This is a genomic window from Olsenella profusa F0195 (assembly GCF_000468755.1).
GTDB classification, from domain to species: domain Bacteria; phylum Actinomycetota; class Coriobacteriia; order Coriobacteriales; family Atopobiaceae; genus Olsenella_F; species Olsenella_F profusa.
Genome location: NZ_AWEZ01000018.1, coordinates 1 through 19,934, shown reverse-complemented (window position 1 = coordinate 19,934; position 19,934 = coordinate 1). Strand labels below are relative to the sequence as shown.

Annotated in this window: 15 protein-coding genes and 1 pseudogene; 15 read left to right on the top strand and 1 reads right to left on the bottom strand. The window is 72.0% G+C overall.

Features of this window, described 5'->3' with window-relative positions; all coding sequences use genetic code 11:
* From HMPREF1316_RS02640 to HMPREF1316_RS02600, 10 genes are all read left to right on the top strand, one after another.
* On the top strand, nt 1–1,619 hold a 1,619-nt coding region (locus tag HMPREF1316_RS02640; protein ID WP_021725354.1), incomplete at its 5' end, for an FtsK/SpoIIIE domain-containing protein.
* 78 nt (nt 1,620–1,697) lie between these two features.
* Nucleotides 1,698–1,955: a hypothetical protein gene (locus HMPREF1316_RS02635; RefSeq protein WP_021725369.1), complete on the top strand. Its 258-nt coding sequence runs from the start codon at nt 1,698–1,700 to the stop codon at nt 1,953–1,955.
* Nucleotides 1,955–2,326: a hypothetical protein gene (locus tag HMPREF1316_RS02630; RefSeq protein ID WP_021725370.1), complete on the top strand. Its 372-nt coding sequence runs from the start codon at nt 1,955–1,957 to the stop codon at nt 2,324–2,326. The genes HMPREF1316_RS02635 and HMPREF1316_RS02630 overlap by 1 nt, the downstream gene beginning before the upstream one ends.
* Nucleotides 2,327–2,336: 10 nt before the next feature.
* A complete protein-coding gene (locus HMPREF1316_RS02625; protein ID WP_021725364.1) occupies nt 2,337–7,076 on the top strand; it encodes an RHS repeat-associated core domain-containing protein in 4,740 nt (1,579 codons plus the stop codon).
* A 21-nt stretch (nt 7,077–7,097) separates the two neighbouring features.
* A complete protein-coding gene (locus tag HMPREF1316_RS02620) occupies nt 7,098–7,790 on the top strand; it encodes a hypothetical protein (RefSeq protein WP_021725357.1) in 693 nt (230 codons plus the stop codon).
* A 116-nt stretch (nt 7,791–7,906) separates the two neighbouring features.
* Nucleotides 7,907–8,245, top strand: a complete 339-nt coding sequence (locus HMPREF1316_RS02615; RefSeq protein ID WP_021725355.1) for a hypothetical protein — start codon at nt 7,907–7,909, stop codon at nt 8,243–8,245.
* Nucleotides 8,246–8,280: 35 nt separating this feature from the next.
* The gene (locus HMPREF1316_RS13955) at nt 8,281–8,451 is read left to right on the top strand and encodes a hypothetical protein (protein WP_021725363.1); all 171 of its coding nucleotides are present in this window, start codon (nt 8,281–8,283) and stop codon (nt 8,449–8,451) included.
* A gap of 176 nt (nt 8,452–8,627) precedes the next feature.
* Nucleotides 8,628–9,053 carry a hypothetical protein gene (locus HMPREF1316_RS02610; RefSeq protein ID WP_040651011.1) on the top strand — a complete coding sequence of 142 codons (426 nt, stop codon included), beginning with the start codon at nt 8,628–8,630 and terminating at the stop codon, nt 9,051–9,053.
* A gap of 42 nt (nt 9,054–9,095) precedes the next feature.
* A complete protein-coding gene (locus tag HMPREF1316_RS02605; protein ID WP_021725367.1) occupies nt 9,096–9,437 on the top strand; it encodes a WXG100 family type VII secretion target in 342 nt (113 codons plus the stop codon).
* 46 nt (nt 9,438–9,483) lie between these two features.
* Nucleotides 9,484–14,238 carry a DUF6531 domain-containing protein gene (locus tag HMPREF1316_RS02600; RefSeq protein WP_021725365.1) on the top strand — a complete coding sequence of 1,585 codons (4,755 nt, stop codon included), beginning with the start codon at nt 9,484–9,486 and terminating at the stop codon, nt 14,236–14,238.
* Nucleotides 14,239–14,462: 224 nt separating this feature from the next.
* Here HMPREF1316_RS02600 and HMPREF1316_RS02595 read toward each other — a convergent pair.
* Nucleotides 14,463–15,437 (bottom strand): annotated as a pseudogene (locus tag HMPREF1316_RS02595) (IS110 family RNA-guided transposase); the annotation flags it as partial.
* 470 nt (nt 15,438–15,907) lie between these two features.
* On the opposite strand from HMPREF1316_RS02595, the gene HMPREF1316_RS02590 reads away from it, so the two are divergent.
* The 5 genes from HMPREF1316_RS02590 to HMPREF1316_RS02570 all read left to right on the top strand — a co-directional run.
* Nucleotides 15,908–16,687, top strand: a complete 780-nt coding sequence (locus tag HMPREF1316_RS02590) for a hypothetical protein (RefSeq protein WP_021725360.1) — start codon at nt 15,908–15,910, stop codon at nt 16,685–16,687.
* A gap of 248 nt (nt 16,688–16,935) precedes the next feature.
* Nucleotides 16,936–17,370 (top strand): hypothetical protein, encoded by a 435-nt coding sequence (locus tag HMPREF1316_RS02585; RefSeq protein ID WP_021725361.1) that lies wholly within the window; start codon nt 16,936–16,938, stop codon nt 17,368–17,370.
* A 217-nt stretch (nt 17,371–17,587) separates the two neighbouring features.
* Complete coding sequence (locus HMPREF1316_RS02580) at nt 17,588–17,905, top strand: hypothetical protein (RefSeq protein WP_156900972.1); 318 nt, start codon at nt 17,588–17,590, stop codon at nt 17,903–17,905.
* A 42-nt stretch (nt 17,906–17,947) separates the two neighbouring features.
* Nucleotides 17,948–18,937 carry a hypothetical protein gene (locus HMPREF1316_RS02575; RefSeq protein WP_021725356.1) on the top strand — a complete coding sequence of 330 codons (990 nt, stop codon included), beginning with the start codon at nt 17,948–17,950 and terminating at the stop codon, nt 18,935–18,937.
* Between the two features lie 363 nt (nt 18,938–19,300).
* Nucleotides 19,301–19,934: WG repeat-containing protein (locus HMPREF1316_RS02570; RefSeq protein WP_198009553.1), on the top strand; the 634-nt coding region annotated here is incomplete at its 3' end.

Sequence of the window (19,934 nt, the reverse complement as noted above, 5' to 3'; positions counted from 1 at the left end):
TGACCGAGCTCGACGCCGTGCTGGGCGAGCTGCGCCGCGTCGCAGGCGGCAGGGCCGCCCGCAGGCTTTGGCTCGACCCCTTGGAGCCGCACCCCACGGTGGCCGCCCTCAGGTCCCGCTATCCCGACGCCCGCGCAGGCGACGCCCCCTGGGAGCTCGACCCCCTCGTGGGCGAGGTGGACGACCCGGCCCGCCAGGAGAAGCGCGCCCTGGCGCTGCCGCTCTCCAGGGAGGGGAACGTGGCCATCTATGGCCACGCCTCGTCGGGCAAGGAGGACCTCGCCGTCTCCCTGCTGTGGAACATGCTGGACGCCGACCCGAACGAGGTGTGCGCATACGTCGTCGACGCGGGCGCCGGCGCACTGCTCGCGTTCGACGGCGCCCCGCAGGTGCCCGACGCCATACCCGCCAACGATGCGGAGAGGGTCTCCAACCTCTTCAAGTACCTGCGAAAGACCATGTCGGACAGGCGAGCGGCGCTCGGCAGGGGCTATGCGGGGCTGGGCGACTATAACGCGCGGCACGACGGCGCCGACCGGATGTACTCCATCGCGGTCGTGCTCAACGGGGTCGCGGAGCTCTTCGAGCTCGTCCCGAGCGTCGAGGACCGGCTCGACTCGCTCATGCGCGAGGGGCCGCGCTATGGGATGCACTTCGTGCTGCTCGCGGACACCCAGCGCGACGTGCGGTTCCGCATGCGGGCCAACGTGGGCCAGTCCCTCGTGATGGCGCTTGCCGATGAGTCCGACTACCTGGCGATACTCGGCAGCATCCGCGGGGCCGCCCTCCCGGAGGGTGATGGCCGGGGCCTCGTGCGGCAGGGCGATGACCTCTACATGTTCCAGTGTGCCTATGCCTGCGGGGAGGGCGTGCCCGTTCAGACGGCGATCCTGGAGCGCGTCGCGGGCGAGATCGACAGGCGGGGGCGGGGCTCCGCCATGGCGAGGCGGGTTCCCAGCCTTCCCGAGGTGCTCACGCCGCCCCTCCTCCCGCGGGGCGACTATGGCGGCGGGCTGCCGGTGGGCGTCAGGGGCGATGACTTCATGCCCGTGGTCCTTGGGAAGGACAGGGAGCATGCCAACCTCGTGTGTGCGACGCAGGCGTTTCAGTGCGTCCCGTTCATGCAGGCGTGTGCGGCGGTGGCCCACGAGCTCGGGTGGGACGTCATCGTCGTTGACCCGGCCGGGATCCTGGGCGCCGCCCCGTGGTGGGCGCTTTCCGGCCCCGCCGCCATGGCGCTCAGCTCGCATGAGGGGGATGGCGGGAGGCGCCTCGTGCTCGTGCTGGACGCCCGCAGCGCCTTCGATGGGCCGGATGAGGCCCAGCTGGTCTCGGCCGTGTGCGATGGGGGGCGCGGGGACACGCTGCTGCTTGCGGCGGCGTCCGCCTCGGACCTGAACGCCATACAGGCGCACCAGTGGGGCCAGCGCCTGATGTTCCGCAATGGCGTGATCTGGCTTGGCCCTGGGTTGGCAAGCGCCTATGCGCTCCAGGTGGTCACGCCGGCCTCCCGGCTGAGGGAGAGCATGGGCGAGGGCGGGGGCTACTACATACGCGACGCCCAGGCGAGGCCGTCGAAGTTCGTGGCGGTCTCCGACGACGATGACTGGGGCCCATAGGAGGGACATACCGGCAAGGACGCCACACGCGGCAAGGGCGTGGGGCGACGGAAGGACACGAGTGAAGAGGAGACTCGCATGGCGGATGGAACGATCGCCCAAAACGGGCAGGCGCAGCAGCACGCGCAGGCAATGAAGTCATCCTGGTCGGCGCCCACGGTGGATAGCGTGGGCGATGACAACACGCAGGCCGAGGCGGGGGTCACCTCCACGGCGCAGCAGGTCTTCTCCATTGCCGGCAAGGCGTTCGAGGGGCTCTCTGCGGACGCGGACAACCTGGAGGCCGCCGGCAACGCGATCAGCCAGGCCGACCAGAACAGTGCGGAGAACTTCTGATGGAGGGGGACTACGAGAGGGAGGTGGACGCTCTGCGCGGCGCCCTGCGCCGCATCGACGCGGAGATGGATGCCGCGCATGCCGGGGTTGTCGCGATGCGGGCGAGGCACGAGGACGAGGACGCGGCGATCGTCCGGCGTGGCCTGCTCATAGGGGAGATGGGCGCGGGGATACCCCGCGACCCATGGTTCAGGGCGTCGCACGCCCGCCTCGAGGAGCTGCACCGCGACGCGTGCGCGAAGCTCGAGCGAGCCCATGAGGCGGAGGAAGAGAGGGGACGCGCGAGGATCTCCCTGCTTGACGCCCGCTACGACGGGATAGCCGCCCGCATGAGGGCGCTCGTGAGCGATACCACCCATACGCAGGACTGAGGAGGCTGACGTGGGAATCGAGATTAGACCGAACGCCGTCACGGGGCAGATAGACGGCAAGGACAAGGGCATAGGCGACCTGTGCGAGGAGGCCAAGTCGCGCGTCGAGGCCATCAATGGCCTCGTCGGAGACGACGGGCTCTCGGGGGCCGGGTACGCGGCGGCCAAGAAGCGCTTCGCGGCATACGCGTCGGTGCTAACGGCGCTGAGCACGGCTGCCGCACGAGTCTCGCAGATCGACACCCAGGTCTCCGGGGCGCTCTCGGGCTTCTTCGGAGGCGTGGACAGGGTGAGCGAGGACGAGTGGAAACAGAAGCAGGACGCCGCGAACTCCGCCATCGAGAAGCTCGACTCAGACCACAACCAGGCCGCGAGCTCCGAGGGAGGCTGCTCCGAGGAGCAGGAGGCCTCCTACAAGTCGGACAGGGCCGAGCAGGAGCAGGCCGCCAGCGAGGCGGGCGCGATGCTCTCGCGCATCTACCAGTACTGCGAGCAGACGAACGGCATCTATGGGGACGTCGACCTCTCCGACCTCATCGACACGGCCCAGAAGGCCATGGGGGCGATCTCGGCCGCGGGCTGGAACTCCGAGACCAGCAGCTGGGGCGAGCTCGATGACAGTACGTTTGCCGACCTCGACGAGAAGACGGCCAAGGTCGCCGAGACCATCGCCGGCAGCGCGCCGGGCGGGCAGCAGGGCAGCGACGAGAACACGGAGTACGGCGGCGACCCCGTGAGCCTCGTCAACGGGAACTTCACGTGGGCGAGGGGGTACTTCCCCTACGGCGGCAGACCCGCGCTCACGCTCACCTACAACTCCCTCAGGCGCGAGGCGGGCGCGCTGGGGCCCGGCTGGCGCCACGGCCTGGAGGCGTCGCTCGAGGACGGGCCAGATGGCATCGCCGTCACCTGGGGGGACGGCTCGACCGAGCGGTTCGTCGCCATCTCCGAGGGGGTCTGGTCCGAGTCGCGCGGCCGGGACGAGCACGTGTCCCGCCTCGGCAGGGGGTGGAGGCTCGAGGGCCGTCGTGGGGAGCAGTGGTACTTCGACAAGCATGGTGGGCTCGGCTCCGTCGTCGACGCGTTCGGGAGGGCGACGACGCTCGAGCGCGACCCCGAGGGGAGGGTCCGCCGGGCCGTCGTGCGCGAGCTGACCCTGTCGTTCTCGTACGGCGAGGGCGGCAGGCTCGAGTCCGTCTCCGATGACACGGGACGCTCCGTCTCCCTCTCCTACGACGCGGGCGGCATGCTCGCGGGCGTCACGGACGAGACCGGAGCAGCGATCGCCTTCTCCAACGAGGAGGACCTGCTGGCGGAGCTCCGCGACGAGGAGGGACGCCTCATCTGCTCGAACGCCTATGACCAGGACGGGCGGGTGCTCTCCCAGCTGCTGCCGGGGGGCGAGGTCTCCTACCGCTGGGACGGGGACGCCGTCGAGGTCACCGAGCGCGACGGCTCGGTGACGCTCCATCGCAGCGACTCCGCGGGGCGCAGCACGCTCAGCGTCAACGAGCTCGGCCTCGCCAGGGCGCGCTCCTACGACGCGCGCGACTACCTGACGGGGCTGAGGGCGCCCAGCGGGGCGTCTTGGTCGTGGTCGCGCGACCGCTCCGGCAGGGCGACCTCCCTACGCGACCCCACCGGGCGCGAGGCGCGCGCCACGTGGGACGGCGGCGTGCTGCCGAGGAGCGTGGAGGCGGGCGGGGACGTGACCCTCCGCTCCACGTCTGACGACAGGGGCCTGCCCGTGCAGGTCTCCGATGGCTCGGGGTCGACGGTGGGGCTCAGGTGGGACGCCATGCGCAGGCTTGTGCGCGTCACGTTCGCCGACGGCTCGTCGCGGTCGTGGGACTACGCCGGCCCCTCGAGGCTGCCCACGCGCCTCGTGGACGAGGGCGGGCACGTCACCCGGTACGGGTGGGACGCCTGGGGCGACCTGGCGTCCGTGACGCGGCCCGACGGCTCGACGGAGCGCTGGCGGTGGGACGCCCGCTGCCGCCTGGTGGCGCACGAGTCCCCGCGCGGGGGGACCGAGACGTGGGAGCGCGATGCCTCCGGCAGGGTGGTCGCGCGCACGGACGCACTCGGAAACAGGACCGAGCTGCGGCGCGACGACGCGGGCAGGGTCGGCTCCGAGACGGGGCCGGACGGCTCCGAGGTGCGGTGGGAGTACGGCCCTCGCGGGGAGCTCCTCTCCCTCGCCTGGCCGGACGGGGGCAAGACGAGCTTCGGCTACGACGCGGCGATGCGCCTCGCCGCCCTCACGCTGCCGGGCGGTGGGAGGACGGGGCTGAGCCTGGACGCCGACGACAACATCGTCGGCATCGAGGGGCCCGCCGGCACGAACTCCTACACGTGGGACGCGGCGGGGCGGCTCGCCTCGGCCCGGGGCCCGCGCGACGGGGAGGAGCGCTCCTACGATGCGGCCGGCAGGCTCTTTGAGAGGAGGTTCGCGGACGGCTCGAGCGTCCGGTACGAGTACGACGCGGCGGGGCGCCAGAAGCGCCTCGTCGTGAACGGGGACTACGCCATCGACTTCGCGTACGACGGGCGCGGCAGGCTCGTCTCCCGGGAGGACTCGCTCGGGCGCGGCTACCGCTGGCGGCTGGACGCGGCGGGCAACAGGACGTCCGAGGACGGCATCGACGGCGAGCTGCGCTTCTCCTACGGGCCGGACGGCAGGTTCGCGGCCGTCACGGACGCGGCGGGCAACAGGACGGCGAGCGTGCTGGACCCCGCGGGCGAGGCCGCCGAGGTGCTGAGGCCCGGCAGCGAGGGCCCCGCCAGGTACGTGCGCGACGCCCTCGGGCGCGTCACGTCCATCGAGGATCCCACGGGGCGCATGTCCCGCTTCGGGTACGACGCGGCGGGCAACGTCTGTCGCAGGGACGACGGTGGCGTCGTGCACGAGTGGTCGTACGACGCCATGGGGCGCACGGTGGCCGATCGCGGCCCCGCCGGGGAGCACCGCTACGCCTATGACGCGGCGGGTAACCTCGTGGAGGCCGCCGATGGGAGCGGCGCCTCGCGCATCGAGGTGGACGCCGCCGGGCGGCCCACGGCCGTGAGGCACCCGGACGGCGCGCGCCTCGGGTGGGCGTACGACGAGCGGGGCAACAGGGCCCTGCTCGACGTGGACGGCACGGAGATCCGCTACCGCCACGACGGCCTCGGCCGCCTCGTGCGCGTGGAGGCCGGCGGCGGCTGGGTGGAGCTCGACTACGACGGGCGCGGCAACCTGTCGCGCCGCCGCTGGTCGGACGGCTCCTCGCAGTCCGTCGCGCTCGACCCGGCGGGCCGCCTGGCGTCGATGGAGCTGGTGGACGCCGCCGGGCACCGCGACACCCTCGCCTACGAGTGGGACGCCCGCGACGACCTCGTGGCGCTCGTCGCCGAGCGCTGGGGCGCCCCCGGGCAGTCCGGCCGCTTCGAGCTCTCCTACGACGCCGCGGGGCGCCTCGTGGGCGTCTCGCGCGACGGCGAGGAGCTGGAGCGCTACGCCTACGACGGCCGCGGCAACAGGGTGTCCTCGCTGGGGGCCTCGTATGCCTACGACGCCGCCGACAGGCTCGTGGAGCTGCGCGGCGAGGGCGGGACGACGCGCTACGCCTACGACGGGGCGGGCTGCCTCGCCTCCGTCGAGGGTCCGGGCGGCGCGTCGCTGCTCTCGCTGGACGACGCGGGCCGGCCGCTCTCGACGGAGTGGGCCGGCGGCGGCCGCCGCCGCCACCTGCGCGACCCGCTCGGCCGCCCGCGCGGCGTGGGGGGCCTCTCGGAGGACCTGCACGACCCGTCGGCGCCCCTCCACTCGCTCGTGCGCAGGCGCACGGCGGCGGGGGAGCGCGTCTACCTGCAGACGCCGGCCGGCTGCGTCGGCGCCGTCGACCCCGCCGGCGGCGCCCTCGAGCCGGTCATGTGCGACCTGCTCGGCCAGGCGCTGCGCGTCTGCCGCGGCGGGGAGTTCGGTGCCGCGCTGGGATCGACGCCCTTCGGCGTGCCGCTGGCGTCCGACCCGCTCGTGCCCCTCGGCGCGTTCGGCTACGTGGCCGATCCGGCCACGGGCCTGCTCGCCTCGCCCACGCGCCTCTACGACCCGCGCCTCGGGCGCTTCCTCTCCCCGGACCCCGTGGGGGGCGCGCCCGACAGGCCCCACACGCTCAACCGCTACGCCTACGCCGCGTCCAACCCCACGCGCTACTGTGATGTTACTGGTAGATTTCCTACTGTTCTGTTTGGTGCCGCAATTGGATTTTTTGCAGGTGGTGGAATGGAAGCGGCGAAAGAAATCATGGTGGAGCATAAGTCGCTCGACCAGGTGGATTGGTTTGGCAAGGTTGCAGCGGCAGGCGGACAGGGCGCTGCTTGTGGCGCAGTCGCAGGGCTTACGTGTGGTGTGTCACTTGGTACACAGGTTTTGGCAGGATTTGCGGTGGGTGCTGCATCACAAGCCGCTAGTGATGTCTATCTAAACATGCGCGAGACTGGTAATCCTGGCGATATCCGTACGATTGGTATTCACTCTCTCGTAGGAGGGGCATTGAATGCAGTTCCCACAGTTGGTGGATGGGCATGGGGGACCGCGGGTGTTAGGGCAGCCGAAGAGTTTGGTGCTGAGAACGGAGTCAAGAACCTACTTTTTGTTATCTCTCAGTTCCATCTCGATATCACCAAGGATGGCGTCAGCCAGTCACAGGGGTACGCAGATTTGGTGAGACAGCTTGACCAGTTCGTCCGTGGCGGGTGCGCCTAAAGTAGGGAGCGTGAGGAAGCTATGCAGTTCATATCGACAGGGGTTGTGGTCGCCATCCTGGCCCTCGTGACGGTGCTGGCCCGCCGCGAGGGGGGCGAGCCCCCGGGGGACCCGGACAGGCCCTCCTACAGGATGCCCCGGGCCTATCCGGCCGTGTTCCGCGTCTGTGCGGCGGGCTTCCTCCTCGGCGCTGCCTTCTGCGCCTACACCCTGTACAAGGGCAACCCCACGGCGGCGGGGGCCCTGCCCGTCATCCTCGGCGTCGCCGCGCTCTGCCTGGCCTTTGCCGTCTACTACTCCCGCTGGCGCCTGGAGGTCGACGACGATGGCGTCCACCTGAGGCGCATGCTGCTCCCCGACCGGGACGTGCCGTGGGGCTCCCTCGACGCCGTGGGCGTCGCCCCGAGCCACACCCTCGACGACTACGACGTCATCACCCTCGTGTCGGGCGGCAGGAGGGTGCTCTCCGTCCAGAGGGGCAGCCTCGGGGGAGGGGCCTCCCCGAGCCTGCTCCTCGACGCGGCGCGCAGGCGCGGCATACCCGTTGCCTCGCCCCTGGAGCTGCCGCCGGGACTCTCCCCCTGGGGCCCGGCCCGCCGCTGGTTTGAGGGCCTCTCTGGTTGGCGGCAGGGGCTGGTCGTGCTCGCGTCCATCGTGGCGTTCATGGCCGCGTTGATGCTCGTCCTACTGTGCGTGGCATCTCTGCTGTCGTGACGCTAAGGGGGTGCAACCTTGCATGGCCGCGCCACACTCGCCCATGACATGTGAGATGCTCCGCTTTGGGTGCGAGACGGCTGTGGTCGTCTCGCCCCGGTATCGTTACGCGCTGGATGGGGGACAAACGGCCATCCAGGGACGGCATCTCCGACGACGGTCGGGGCATCTACGTGATGGCGGGTGGCAGGAGGGTCACCTCCTTCCCGCTCACGCACGTCTCCCACGGCGACGCCCTGTCGGCGCTCTACGGGGCCGCGCGCTCCCACGGCGCGCTCGTGTCGGCGGAGCGCGACCTGCCCGAGGGGGTCCCGGGCCCCCACGGGGCGCGGCGCCAGACCCTCGACGACCGGGTGGGGGCGCTCCCCGTGTGGGAGCAGCTCCTCCTCGCGCTGGCGTTCATCGCGGTGCTCTCCCTCGCGACGTACCTGCTCGTCGTGCTGCTCATGCGGTAGGGCGTGGTGAGCGACGCCGAGCGGTAGGGGACCTGGTGTCCCACCTCGACGCCGCATACAGAGGCTCTACCTGGGGGCGCTTCGGCTGGTGGTGGGACGGCCTCGCCGGCTGGCAGAGGAGCCTCTTCGTCCTCGCCGTGTGCGGCGGGGCCGTGTTCGCCGTCCTCTTCCCGATGTGGCTCCTGACGGCGCTCGGGCTGGCGTAGGAGCCGGCCCTCGGCCTCGACGTAACCGAGGGTGGCGCCGACCAGCCGTGGGTCGTCCCGTGCGGCATGTCGCCGCTCTGGGCCGGACTCGTGGAGGGCGTGCGGAGACGGCCGCGTCTGGGATGCGACCAGGTGGGCTGAGGTGTACAAGGGTGTACGGGAACGTTGCGGGGGCAATGGGCCACCTGGCGGGCGGCCGCACCCAGGCGGCATCGCCTCACGACACGGGAAGGACGGACGACATGGCATGCAGATGCGCTGACATCGGGAACGTCAACGCGGACCTCAACACGCTCGCGCGGGCCGAGGAGGGGCTCCCCGGGCTCGACACCGCCGCCTCGGGCATAGAGGAGGCGACGCAGGGCCTCGCGAGCGCGGTCGGCACGGCCGTGGAGGTCTCCACGGCGAGCGTCTCGAGCGACATCTACTCGAAGGGCGTGCGCGACGCACGGGGCAAGATCGCGTCCGACATCCGCGCCAAGCGGGCGGACCTGCAGTCCACGCTCAAGGCGTACCAGGAGGAGGACAGGGCCTACCACGCCGAGCAGGACAGGAAGGAAGCGGAGGAGCGGCAGAGGGAGCAGGAAGCGAGCAGCAAGTAGCTTGTCCTGCATCCCGGCAGCCGGGGAAGCGGAGGATCAGATATGGCGGGCAAGACGATAGTGGTCGACCACGGGGCCCTGAGCGCGGCCTCGCAGAAGCTGGGCACGTTGGCGGACGGCATGGACGGCCAGGCCAAGTCCCTGAGCGACGCCTCGAGCGCGCTACTCGGCGCCTGGGAGGGGGACGGCCGCGGCTCCTTCTCGGCCGCCTCGGGCACCCTCGTGAAGTTCACGCAGGCGGCCGCGCGGATCCTCAGGGCGGAGTCGGGGTCGATCGCAAAGTCGAACGAGACGTACAAGGAGGCGGACGACAAGGCGGCCAGCTCCATGGAGTCCGGGTCGCAAGGCTCGGGCGGCGGCAAGCGGCCAACGCCGGTGGAGTAGGAGCCAACCCAGGGAACAACGGTCACCGAAGCGCAAGGAGACGTGCATGAGCATCAAGCTGACCATAGGCGAGTGCGAGAGCGCCGCGGGCAAGTACCACGCCGCCGCCCGGGAAGTCGGCAACCAGAAGGCCAGCCTCACCGGTGTGAGCGGTGGCGTCAAGGGAGCGTGGGAGGGCGGCGCCGCTGACGAGTGGGCGAACCGCATCGACATCGTCGCCAACCAGGTCGAGCAGGGCTTGTCCGATGACATATCCTCGGTCGGGGACCTGCTCGACGACGTCGCGAAGGACGCCAGGGCGCTGCGCGGCAAGGCCGAGGCTCTTCCCGCCTCCCTGGGAGGCTCGGGGGACTCCGGTGGTGCCAGGCTCGTGCTCGACGACGGTGCCGCCGGCGGCGTGAGGGGCGACGTGACGGCCCTCGGGGAGGCGCTGGACAGGGTGGGGCCGGTGATCGCGGACGTGCGCGGCATCCTCTCGCAGCTCAAGACCTGCTCCCTCAGCGTGGACGACGCCGCGGAGGCCGCGGTCAAGGACGCCAAGGGGAAGCTCGAGACGTTCTCGGGAGACTGGGACGCCTACCTCAGCGGCGTGTCCTCCCTCGTGAGCAAGATCACCGCAGGCATGTCCAAGCTCGACCCAAACGAGCCCGCGATGAGGGAGAACGCCACGGCCAAGGCCGTCGCGAACTACGCCAAGTCCGCGGGGGCGGCAGCGGCCATGCGCGGCCTCGCCAACAGCAGCTGCGCCTACGGCGGCGACCCCGTCAACATGGTCACGGGCAACTTCATCTACCCGGAGCTCGACCTCAGGCTGGGTGGGGCGCCGGGCGCCTCGGTGGAGAGGATGTACAACTCGGACTCCCCCGACGTGGGCCTCTTCGGCCTCGGCTGGTCAAGCACGCTCGACGAGCGCCTGGCGTTCGATGGCGCCCTCGTCACCCATCTGCGCCCGGACGGCAGGCGGCGCGCCTTCGCGCCCGACGCCGCCGATGGGACGTGGAAGACGGTCGACGAGGTGGAGGAGACCATCACGCGGGAGGGCGACTCCTACGTCCTCGAGCGCCCGGACGGCACGAGCCGGGCCTTCGACGGGGACGGCAGGCTCGTCGAGGTGCGCGACCCCTTGGGCGTCACCTCCGTCGTGCGTCGCGACGAGGCCGGGCTCCCCGTCCGCCTCGAGACCGGCGGCGGTAGCAGGCACGCCGACGTCACCTACGCCGGGGCGCACGTCGTGCTCGTCCGCGACCACGCCGGTCGCGAGGTGAGCTATGCCTACGAGGGCGACCTCCTGGCGTCTGTCACCAAGCCGGACGGCGCCACCTGGGGCTATGCCTACGACGAGCAGGGCCGCCTGTGCGGCGTCGTCGACCCGACGGGCAGATGGAAGCTCAGGCAGTCCTACGACGCCCACGGCCGCGTCGCGCGCCAGCGGCTGGCGGGGCAGGGTGAGGACGCCTTCTCGTATGCCACCGACAGCACGACGCACGAGTCGGCGCGCTCCGGGCACGAGGCGTTCGCCCAGGATGAGCAGGGCAGGACCACGGAGGTCAGGAGGGGTCCCGTCTCTGAGCGCTACACCTACACGGCGAGAAACCTCTGGGAGGGGCGCCTGGACGGTGCGGGCGCCCGCACGCGCTGGGACTACGACGAGGCGGGTGACGTGAGCAGGATGGAGCTCCCGAGCGGTGCCGGCGTGGACATCGAGAGGGACGGCCGCAGGGTCAGCGGGGTGACGGTCGCCGGCAGGCGCCTCCTCTCGGTCTCATACGAGGACGGGCTCCCCACCTCGGTGACGGACGGGGAGGGCAACGCGTTTGCGGTCTCCTGGGACGAGGACGGGGGCGGCCTCTCCGTGGTCGACCCGGATGGCACCCGGACGTCCATCACCCTCAACGCCTCGTGCGAGCCCATGTCGCTCCAGGTGCCGGGGGAGGGGGAGACGAGGGTCGAGCGCGACCCCCTCGGAAGGCCCACCCGCGTCCTCGCGCCGTCCGGGACGACCCGCTATGGCTGGGACGCGGAGGGCAGGCTCACGTCCGAGCAGGCCGAGGGCGCAGCCCCGCGGTCCTACGCCTACGACGCCCGGGGCGACCTCGCCCGCGTGACCGAGGGGGAGCACCAGCTGAGCGTCGAGCGTGACGAGGCCGGGCGCGTCGTCAGGGCGGAGCTCGACGACGGCCAGTGGATGAGCGCCGCCTACGACGAGGCGGGGCGCCTGACGTCCTCCGAGGACTCCCACGGCCGCACGCTGGCGTGCACGTACGACGAGGCGGGGCACCTGCGCCGCGCCACCGACGCGACGGGCAGGTGGGTCGAGTGGGACTACGACGATGCGGGCAGGGTCGTCGGGGTCTCGGACTGCCTGGGGGCGGCCCAGTCGATCGGATACGGCTTCGATGGGAGGGTGAGATCCGTATCCGACAACCGCGTGGGCGACGTCAGCGTGGCGCGGGACGCGCTCGGGAGGGTCACCGCCTCCTTCGACGGGGAGGGCCTCCTGTTCGAGGCCAGGCGGAACGCCAACGGCGACGTCGTCGCCACCACCAACGCCGTGGGCGAGAGGGCGTCCTTCGAGCGGGACTGGGCGGGCAGGATCGTGCGCGTGGCGGCCGATGGCGTGCGTGCCTCCGTCTCGCGCGACGCCGCGGGGCGCGCGAGCGCCGTCTCCGTCTCGGAGGGGGGATCCGCCCTCCTCAAGGAGCGTTACAGGTATACCAAGGGTGGTCGGCTGAGCCGCATCGAGGGGCCCCTCGGGACGGAGTCCTTCACGTGGGCGCGGGACGGGAGCCTGCGCTCGCACGAGGACGCCCTGGGCACCACCACGTCGCAGGTGGGCATGGACGGCCGGAGCATGCGCGTCACCAGGCCGGACGGAAGCGTCTGGGAGGGCTCGCTCTCCCACGACATGCGGCACGCCACGGTGAGCGACGGCGGCGCGTCGGTGGCGGTCAGCTTCGACGGGCTGGGGCACCCCGTCCGCGCCGACATGGGCGACGGCACGGCCGTCGACTACGAGTACGACGGGGCGGGGAGGCTGCTCTCGGTGGCCCACTCACGGGCGCCCAAGGTCACCTACACCTACGACAGGGCCGACAGGGTCTCGGGCATCACACAGGGCGACATGGGCGTCCGCTACGCCTACGACGACGCCGGGCGGATCGCGCGCAGGGAGTTCTCGGACGGCACGAGCGTCTCCTACGCCTATGACGGGCGGGGCAACCTGGCCTCGCTCGTGGCGAGGGACGCCGACGGGCACGACGCCCTGTCCGAGGGCTACGCCTACGACCGCCTCGGCAGGAGGGTGGCGCGGACGGTCACCCGCGACGGCGCGACGAGCGAGTTCGCCTACTCGTACGACGGGGCGGGCAGGCTCCTTTCCGTGTCGGAGGACGGCAGGGAGCGGGACGCCTGGGACTACGACGCCCTGGGCAACGTGCTCCGCGCGAGCACGCCGCGCGGCACCACCACCTACGCCTACGACGCGGCCGGCAGGATGGCGAGCTCCGAGGGGCCGGAGGGCGTCAGGCGCTACGAGTGGGACGCGCGCTCGCGCCTCTCGCGCGTGACCGACGGCGAGGGCGCCCCCGTCCTCGAGCTCTCGTGGGACGCGGCCGACAGGCTCGTCTCGTCCACGAACGAGCGAGGCACCACCACCTACGGCTACGACGCGCTCGGCAACCGCGTCTGCCAGGAGGGGCCCGACGGCAGCTTCGGCTGGGCGATAGACCCCCTCCGCGCGACGCGCAACACCCTGGGCTGGGGACGCGAGGGCGACCTGCGGCCCGCCCTCGCGGACGGGGCGATGCCCCTGTGGTCGAGCGGCACCTGCCTCGTGAGCGATGCCAACGGCACGCCGCTGGCGACCACGTCGGACCTCGCCACGACGCTCCTGGAGGACCCCTTCGGGCAGGGCGGCTGGGACGGCCTCGCATTCGGCTATGCGGGGTACACGCCCGACCCGGCGACGGGGCTGCTCCACGCGCGCCTGCGCGACTACGACCCCTCCGCTCGGAGGTTCTGCTCGCCCGACCCGAGGCGGGGCTACATGGCCTCCCCCCGCACCCTCAACCGCTGGGCGTGCTGCTTCGGCGACCCCGTGAACCTCGTGGACGTCGACGGCGGCTGGCCGGACTGGTCCGGCGCGGGCAAGTGGATCAAGGACAGGGCGAACGACGCGAAGGAGTGGGTCGGCGACAGGGCGAACGACGCGCAGGAATTCTGGAAGCATCAGGTGTATGGCATCGATCGGACGCTTAAGAAAAAGGAAGTGGATATTGACGGCGTCAAAGTCGGTGGGGAGGCTTATCAGCATAATGGCGGTGGCCTGATCGTGATGCAGCAGGACGCCTCTGGTTCCGCCACTGGCATTAGCCTGAACACGCCGTCAATCTCCATACCTGGGACGAAGATAAAGCTGTCTACATCGGTGTCTCTTCACTGGGGGGAGAAGTGGGGCATTTCAGATTCCGTTAACTATACAAATGGTGATGGCCCCACGTCTTCATATGGATGGGAAGTTTCCCACTCCGGCGTAGGGGTGAAGCACTCGGTTTCCTCCAAGCTCCCAAACATCATTGGCACAACGACTGGAGTGAGGGCTAGCATTGGCAAGGGTTTCAGCTGGCCGCAGATCGGCTACGCGGCCGCTCTGGCCGGCATGACGGTCCTGGTCATTGCGGCGGTTGCCGACAATGCAGTGGGCGTCGAGGGGGTCGACGAGGCTCCTGCGGCAGCCGGCTGGGTCTATGTCCTACGGCAGCTCCTGTCGGCGCCGGCCTTCGCTGCCGCATGCGCGGGCTAGGCTGTGCTCTGCCATCGTGTTGGAATGCCGGACGGCCTCAGGACGTATCCTCTGTGTCATGTGCGCCGTGCCTGAGAGGAGCCAGCTATGTAAAAGTCAATGGGTCAGATGATTTTTCTAGCACCTTGACAATTGGATATGGGACATGGTTTCCGGGCATGGCGAAGCGGGCGGCGCGAGCCGCCTGGGCCGATGGGGGAAGGCGTCTCGGCTGCGCCCGCCCGCTAGGCAACCGGGCAGACGTAGGGCTTGCCGTCCCTCAGCACGGCGAAGACGATGGCGCACAGCTCGCGCACCACGGCACTGACGGCGACCTTGTGGCACTTGCCCTCGGACCGCTTCTTTATGTAGTAGTCGCGCAGGACGGGGTCGAACATCCTGGCCCGGTCGGCGGCAAGCCAGAGGTGCCACCTCAGGTAGGGCGAGCCGCGCTTCGAGAGGTGGGCCTTTGGGCCCTCGTACCCGCCGGACTCGAACGCCGACGGGTCGCAGCCCGCGAAGGCGACGAGCCTCGAGGCGCTCTCGAAGCGCGACACGTCGCCTATCTCGCCGAGGATCCCCGCAGCGCACACGGCGCCGATGCCGGGGATCGTGGTGATGGGCGAGCCGCCGACCATGCGCGCCAGCTCCGCGTCGAGCTCGGCCATCTGGCCCCTCGTGAACTCGATCTGCGCGAGCAGCTGGCGCAGCCGGAGCACGAGGGGGGCGCTGTGCTGGCCGACCGACGACCTGGCCAGGGCCTTCAGGCGCTCGGCGTCGGCCCGGCCGAACCTGCCGCCGGACGCCCCGCGGATCGCCTTCTCGACGGGGTCGACGCGCGCGGAGGCCACGTTGGCGGCCGAGCCCCACTTGCCCGGCACGGCCGACCCCGCCTTCCCGAAGTCGTCGGCGAAAAACCCATGGAACTCGGGGAAGACCACATCGACGATCGCGTGGGCCCTGCGCTTCGAATCGCCCACGATGTGCGACAGGGAGTTGCGGGACCTCGCCAGCGACCTCATGTCGTCGGTCTCGGGCTTCGACCGGCGCCGCGCTGCGGGGTTCCCGGCCAGGAGCCACAGCGCGAGCGCCTCGGCGTCGACCGCGTCGCTCCTCGCCTTCCTCACGCCCGTCGCCTTGCGCCAGTTGGCGGTGAGCAGAGGGTTCACCTCGAAGGCCTCGTAGCCGTGGGCCTCGAGGAACGCGATCAGGCTCCTCCCGTAGTGGCCGGTCGGCCGATTCCGCGCACGTGGCGCCGGCCTCGGAGAGCGCGACGAGCGGGGACGCGAACCCCTCGCCGTCGTTGCGGAACTCGTAGCCGAGCAGCCGCCGCTCGCCTCCCTCCGCGATGACCGCGGCCGGGTGCCTGTTCTTGGCCAGGTCGATCCCTATGCAGCAGCGCATCTTTGCCTCCTTCCGTCTCGGGGACACGTCGCCATGGCGGGGCTCCCCTCGTCCCGGCGGCGCGCAGCCTCTTGCGAAATGAAGCAACAAGGTGCTATCCAGCTGATTGGCGCAGCTCCGTCGGGCGGGGGCGCGATCCTCCTCGGAGAGGACTAGGCCTCAAGGCATGCATTACGCGATCCCCGCCGTCGGGAAATTATGTCCCATATCCAATTGCCGGCAATACAGGACGAAAGTCGCCTGGAGGCGACGATGATTAGGATAAGAGGCTCCAATGGGGGGACGTATGCATGCGGGCGACGGGACGCGGGCGAGGCCCATCGGGAGCAGGGGCCCGCGGCGCTGGCTGCGCGCCGCCCTCATCGCCGTGGCCGTGGTCGCCGTCGCCATCCCCGCCCTGATCGTGGGCGGCTGCGTGTACTCGTGCGCCTTTGTCCCGTCCTCCCCGGCCGACCTTCCCCAGTCCGTGGGGGAGAGGTCCGAGGTGGCGGACGGGGCTGTCGCGGCCGCACCGGAGGACGCGGAGTGGCGTGACACGCTCGGCGAGGCGGCCTCCGCTGACGCGGGGGGCGGCCCGGCCGTCGAGGTGGTCGAGGACTTCCCCGACGCGGGCGAGGCGCTCGTGGTCCAGCCCTCGGGGTCGCCCAAGTGCCCGGCGGTCCGCATGGTCACGTACGCCCGCGAGGGCGGGCGCTACGCCGCCACCGGCTTCTGGGGCGCGAGCGTGGCGAGGCCCGGCGAGAGGTCGAGCCCGCTCGACCCCCTGTACGACTACACCACGGCCGAGGTCGTGGCGGACGCCCTCTCGGCCTGCCTCACGTCGAGCCGCCCCGTCGCGTTCGGCGTGTCCGTCGACCCGGCCGTGGGCGACCTGACCATCGGGGGGACGGCCCCCACGTGGGTGCGGGAGGTGCCCTGCGACGGGGGGACCTGCTACGTCTGGTGCTACGATGGCATGGACGTGCGGGCCCTGTTCTCCGCCGCCGGCGTGGACCCCTCGGGCTTCACCCTCCGCCAGGTCATAGACGGCCTGGGCGTCCGGGTGGGCGACGAGGCGCCGTACTAGGGGCGGCCCCGGGGCGCGTGCGGTGGCGGATGGGGTGCGCGACGGGCCGCCGCCGGGCGCGCGTGACAGTTGGGAGGACCGATGGCAAGGATGAGCGAGCTCAGTTGGCGCGTGGCCGTCGGGGTCGCCTGCATTGTCGCGGCCGCCGCCGTCGACGCGGGGGCGCCATGGGCCCGTCCGCCCGCGTCTGGCGCGACGGACCGCCGCCGGGCCCATGGCACATGGGGCGCCCTAGGGAGGAGGCCGCTATGAGGAGGCGCGGGAGGGTCCGTCTCCGCCTGGACGGCGGGCTGCCGGGCGTCGGCCCGGACTACGGGGCGATCCGGCGCGGCGGCGTGGCGTTCGTGGTCATCGGGACCGCGCTCCTGGGCGCCGTGGCCTACGCGCTGCCGGAGGCGGTCCACGACCTGACGCTGGACGCCCCCCGGGTCGGCCTCTTCGTCTCCTGCGTGGTCCTCGGCGCCAGCCTCGCCGCGAGCGGCGTCCTCATGTTTCTGGTGCCGTCGCGCCCGGAGATGGCGCGGGCCGCCTACCGGGCGACCCTGGCGATGGAGGTCGTCGTGGTCGCGGTCCTGGTCGCCGCCGCCGTGGCCACGCGCTCCCACTACCCGCTCTTCGTGCTCTTCGTGCAGGTGCCGGCCACGGTCGGGATGGCCCTCAAGGAGCTCAGGAGGCTCATGTAGGCGTGTCGGGCGCCTCTTGCCCCTCCGCTCCGCCAGCGGCGCTAGGCTGGTGGTGGCGCCAGGGGGATGGCCCCGACGAAGGGAGAGGATGCTTCCCATGCGGCACAGGGACGGATGGGGAGACGGCCCCGGGTACGGCCCCGGCGGGCGGAGGGCGAGGAGGAGCCTCGCCTTCGCTGGGGTCACGTTCGCCATCCTGGGGGTGGTCTTCGCTGGGATGGGAGTATACATAGGGTGCCTGACGCTCGCGGGCCGGGCGGCGGGCGACCCGGCGTCGGAGGCGGGCATATGTGCCACCCTCCTCGCGTTCGGCACACCGCTCGCGGCGAGCGGCGCCCTGCTGCTGGCGCTCCCGCGCCACCCCGGGCTGGCCAGGGCGGCGGACCGGGCGCTCGTCGCCCTCGCCGTCGCCACCGCCGCGGTGTGCGTCGTTGTCACCGCGATGACCGGCAGGCCCATGGTGATCGCGGCCGTGGGCGGGCTCGGTGCGGTGGGCTTCTTCCGGAGCGTCGTCAGGCAGTGCGGGATGCGGTAGCGGCACGGGCGCCGCGCGGGTGACGGAGGGAGTTGGTCGGCCGTGGGCTTTGCTGGCGCGGAGGCCGACCTGGCGGACGGGGGCCGCGGGGCCGCGCGCCCCGTCTTCGACCTGCCCGTCGACCCCGGCAGGGACCCGCGGCGGGCGGCGGCCAGGGTCACGGCCGCGGAGCTCACCTACCCGGCCGGCGAGCTGTCGCTTGTCCTGCTGTCGCTCGTCCTGTTCGAGGTCGCCCTCGCGCCGATGGCGGCGGGCGCCGTGGGCGCGTCCCCGCTCGGCGTCGCCGCCGTGGCGCTGGTCCTGTGGGCGACGGCGCATGCCATCTGCATGCTGCTCCTCGGCGAGCGCTTCGTCGCCTGGCGGCGGGGCGTCCTGCGCCGCGTGACCGGTGATGGCGGGGTTGGGAGCCCTCTGGTCCCCATGCGCCTCTACGAGGACCGCCTCGAGTGGGGGAGGGGCCGGTCGGCGCCCTACTCGGAGGTGTCCCGCGCTCTTGTCTGCGGGGACGTCCTGCTCGTGTGGGTCGGCCCCGGGCGGGCGCTGGTGCCGTCCGCGACCGCGGCCGCCGACGCCTCCTCCCTCGGCCCCGGCGGGCGGGAGGCCCTCGCGCGCTTCCTCGAGGGGACGGTCAGCCTCGCCAGGAGGGGATCCGGCGGCGGCAGGAGGATCGGCACCCCCTCCGGGCGCCTCGTCCGCCGCCTGTGGTCCTGGACGCTCCGTGCGCTGGCCGTCGTGCTGGCCGCCCTCGGGGTGGTGATGGCCCGGCAGGCCGCCGTGGGCCGCGGCGACGCGGCGCAGGAGGCCCTCCTCGCCGCCTCCCTCGTGGCGGCGGGCGCCGCCATGGCGGCCATGTTGCGCGGCAAGTCGCTCTTCCACCTGCGCACGCGCATGCCCCGGTCGGGGCTCAGGGTCGGCCGCATGCGCGCCGCGGGCCTGCTCTGCGACCTGTGGGCCCGCATGGGGGAGGCGGGGCGCCCTGCGGATGGGGGGACGGGCGGAACGGGTGGGGGGCGCGATGGTGGCGAACCTTGATAGGGGGACGCCTCCCCTCGGCTCGGTGGTGGCGTTGGGGAGAGGCAGCGTGCCCCTGATGACCCATGGGAGGCTGCGGAGGCGCGGCAAGGTCACCAACCGGCAGCACGTCGAGTCTGTCGTCCCCGCGCCCACCGACCGGTACGCTATCATCTCCATTGTAGATGGGGGGTCCTGTCGTCCCCGCGCCCACCGACCGGTAGCCGCAGGGGAGGGCATGCCATGGACACGCAGGCAACGACACGCCGCGCCCCCCTCGGGGGCCGCCCCCTCACCCGCCGGGGCCTCCTGCTCGGCTCCGCCGCGGCCGCGCTCGCCCTGGCGGGCTGCGGCGGGGGGCCGGACCCGGACAGGCCCTGGGAGGTGGAGCCAAGGGACACCGCCGGGCTCTGGGGCTACGTGGACGCCTCGGGCGGGTGGGCCATCGCACCGCGCTGGGGGCGCGCGGGCGGGTTCCAGGACGGCGCCGCCCTCGTCGCCTGGGTGGGCGACGATCTCCTGGACAGGTACGTGGGCGTCACTGACGCGTCGGGGCGGCTGGCGTTCGAGCCCCTGCGCGCCCACGACGTCGGCGGGGAGGGCGGGGGGATGTTCTTCAGCTGCGGGCTGGTGTCCGTGGCGCACAGCAGCTGGCGCTACATGGACCGTTATGGCTCCTTCCTCGGCGACGGCGACGGCCGCGACGACGGGAGGTTCTACTACGCGGGGCCCTTCAACCCCCCGGACGCCTTCATGGGCCGTCCCTACGCCCTGGCGTCCGCCGACGGGAACCGCTGGGGCGTCCTCGGGGCGGACGGCGGGTGGCTGCTGCGGCCGGCGTACGAAGGCCGCCGCCTGCAAGGGGCCGGGGCCGACGCCCGCGCGGCGCTGCTGCCCGCCGGCAGCGGCCCCTCGATGGACTCCGGCGACGTCCTGTGGGGCTACATCGCCCCGGACGGCTCCTGGGCGATCGAGCCCACCCTCGCCGCCGCCCGTCCCTTCGTCGGGCTGCTCGCCC

What these genes read in the sequence shown, in the direction of transcription:
- HMPREF1316_RS02635 (WP_021725369.1), top strand. Translation starts at nt 1,698, where the DNA reads ATGGCGGATGGAACGATCGCCCAAAACGGGCAGGCGCAGCAGCACGCG.
- HMPREF1316_RS02630 (WP_021725370.1), top strand. Translation starts at nt 1,955, where the DNA reads ATGGAGGGGGACTACGAGAGGGAGGTGGACGCTCTGCGCGGCGCCCTG.
- HMPREF1316_RS02620 (WP_021725357.1), top strand. Translation starts at nt 7,098, where the DNA reads ATGCAGTTCATATCGACAGGGGTTGTGGTCGCCATCCTGGCCCTCGTG.
- HMPREF1316_RS02615 (WP_021725355.1), top strand. Translation starts at nt 7,907, where the DNA reads ATGGGGGACAAACGGCCATCCAGGGACGGCATCTCCGACGACGGTCGG.
- HMPREF1316_RS02610 (WP_040651011.1), top strand. Translation starts at nt 8,628, where the DNA reads ATGGGCCACCTGGCGGGCGGCCGCACCCAGGCGGCATCGCCTCACGAC.
- HMPREF1316_RS02605 (WP_021725367.1), top strand. Translation starts at nt 9,096, where the DNA reads ATGGCGGGCAAGACGATAGTGGTCGACCACGGGGCCCTGAGCGCGGCC.
- HMPREF1316_RS02600 (WP_021725365.1), top strand. Translation starts at nt 9,484, where the DNA reads ATGAGCATCAAGCTGACCATAGGCGAGTGCGAGAGCGCCGCGGGCAAG.
- HMPREF1316_RS02590 (WP_021725360.1), top strand. Translation starts at nt 15,908, where the DNA reads ATGCATGCGGGCGACGGGACGCGGGCGAGGCCCATCGGGAGCAGGGGC.
- HMPREF1316_RS02585 (WP_021725361.1), top strand. Translation starts at nt 16,936, where the DNA reads ATGAGGAGGCGCGGGAGGGTCCGTCTCCGCCTGGACGGCGGGCTGCCG.
- HMPREF1316_RS02580 (WP_156900972.1), top strand. Translation starts at nt 17,588, where the DNA reads ATGGGAGTATACATAGGGTGCCTGACGCTCGCGGGCCGGGCGGCGGGC.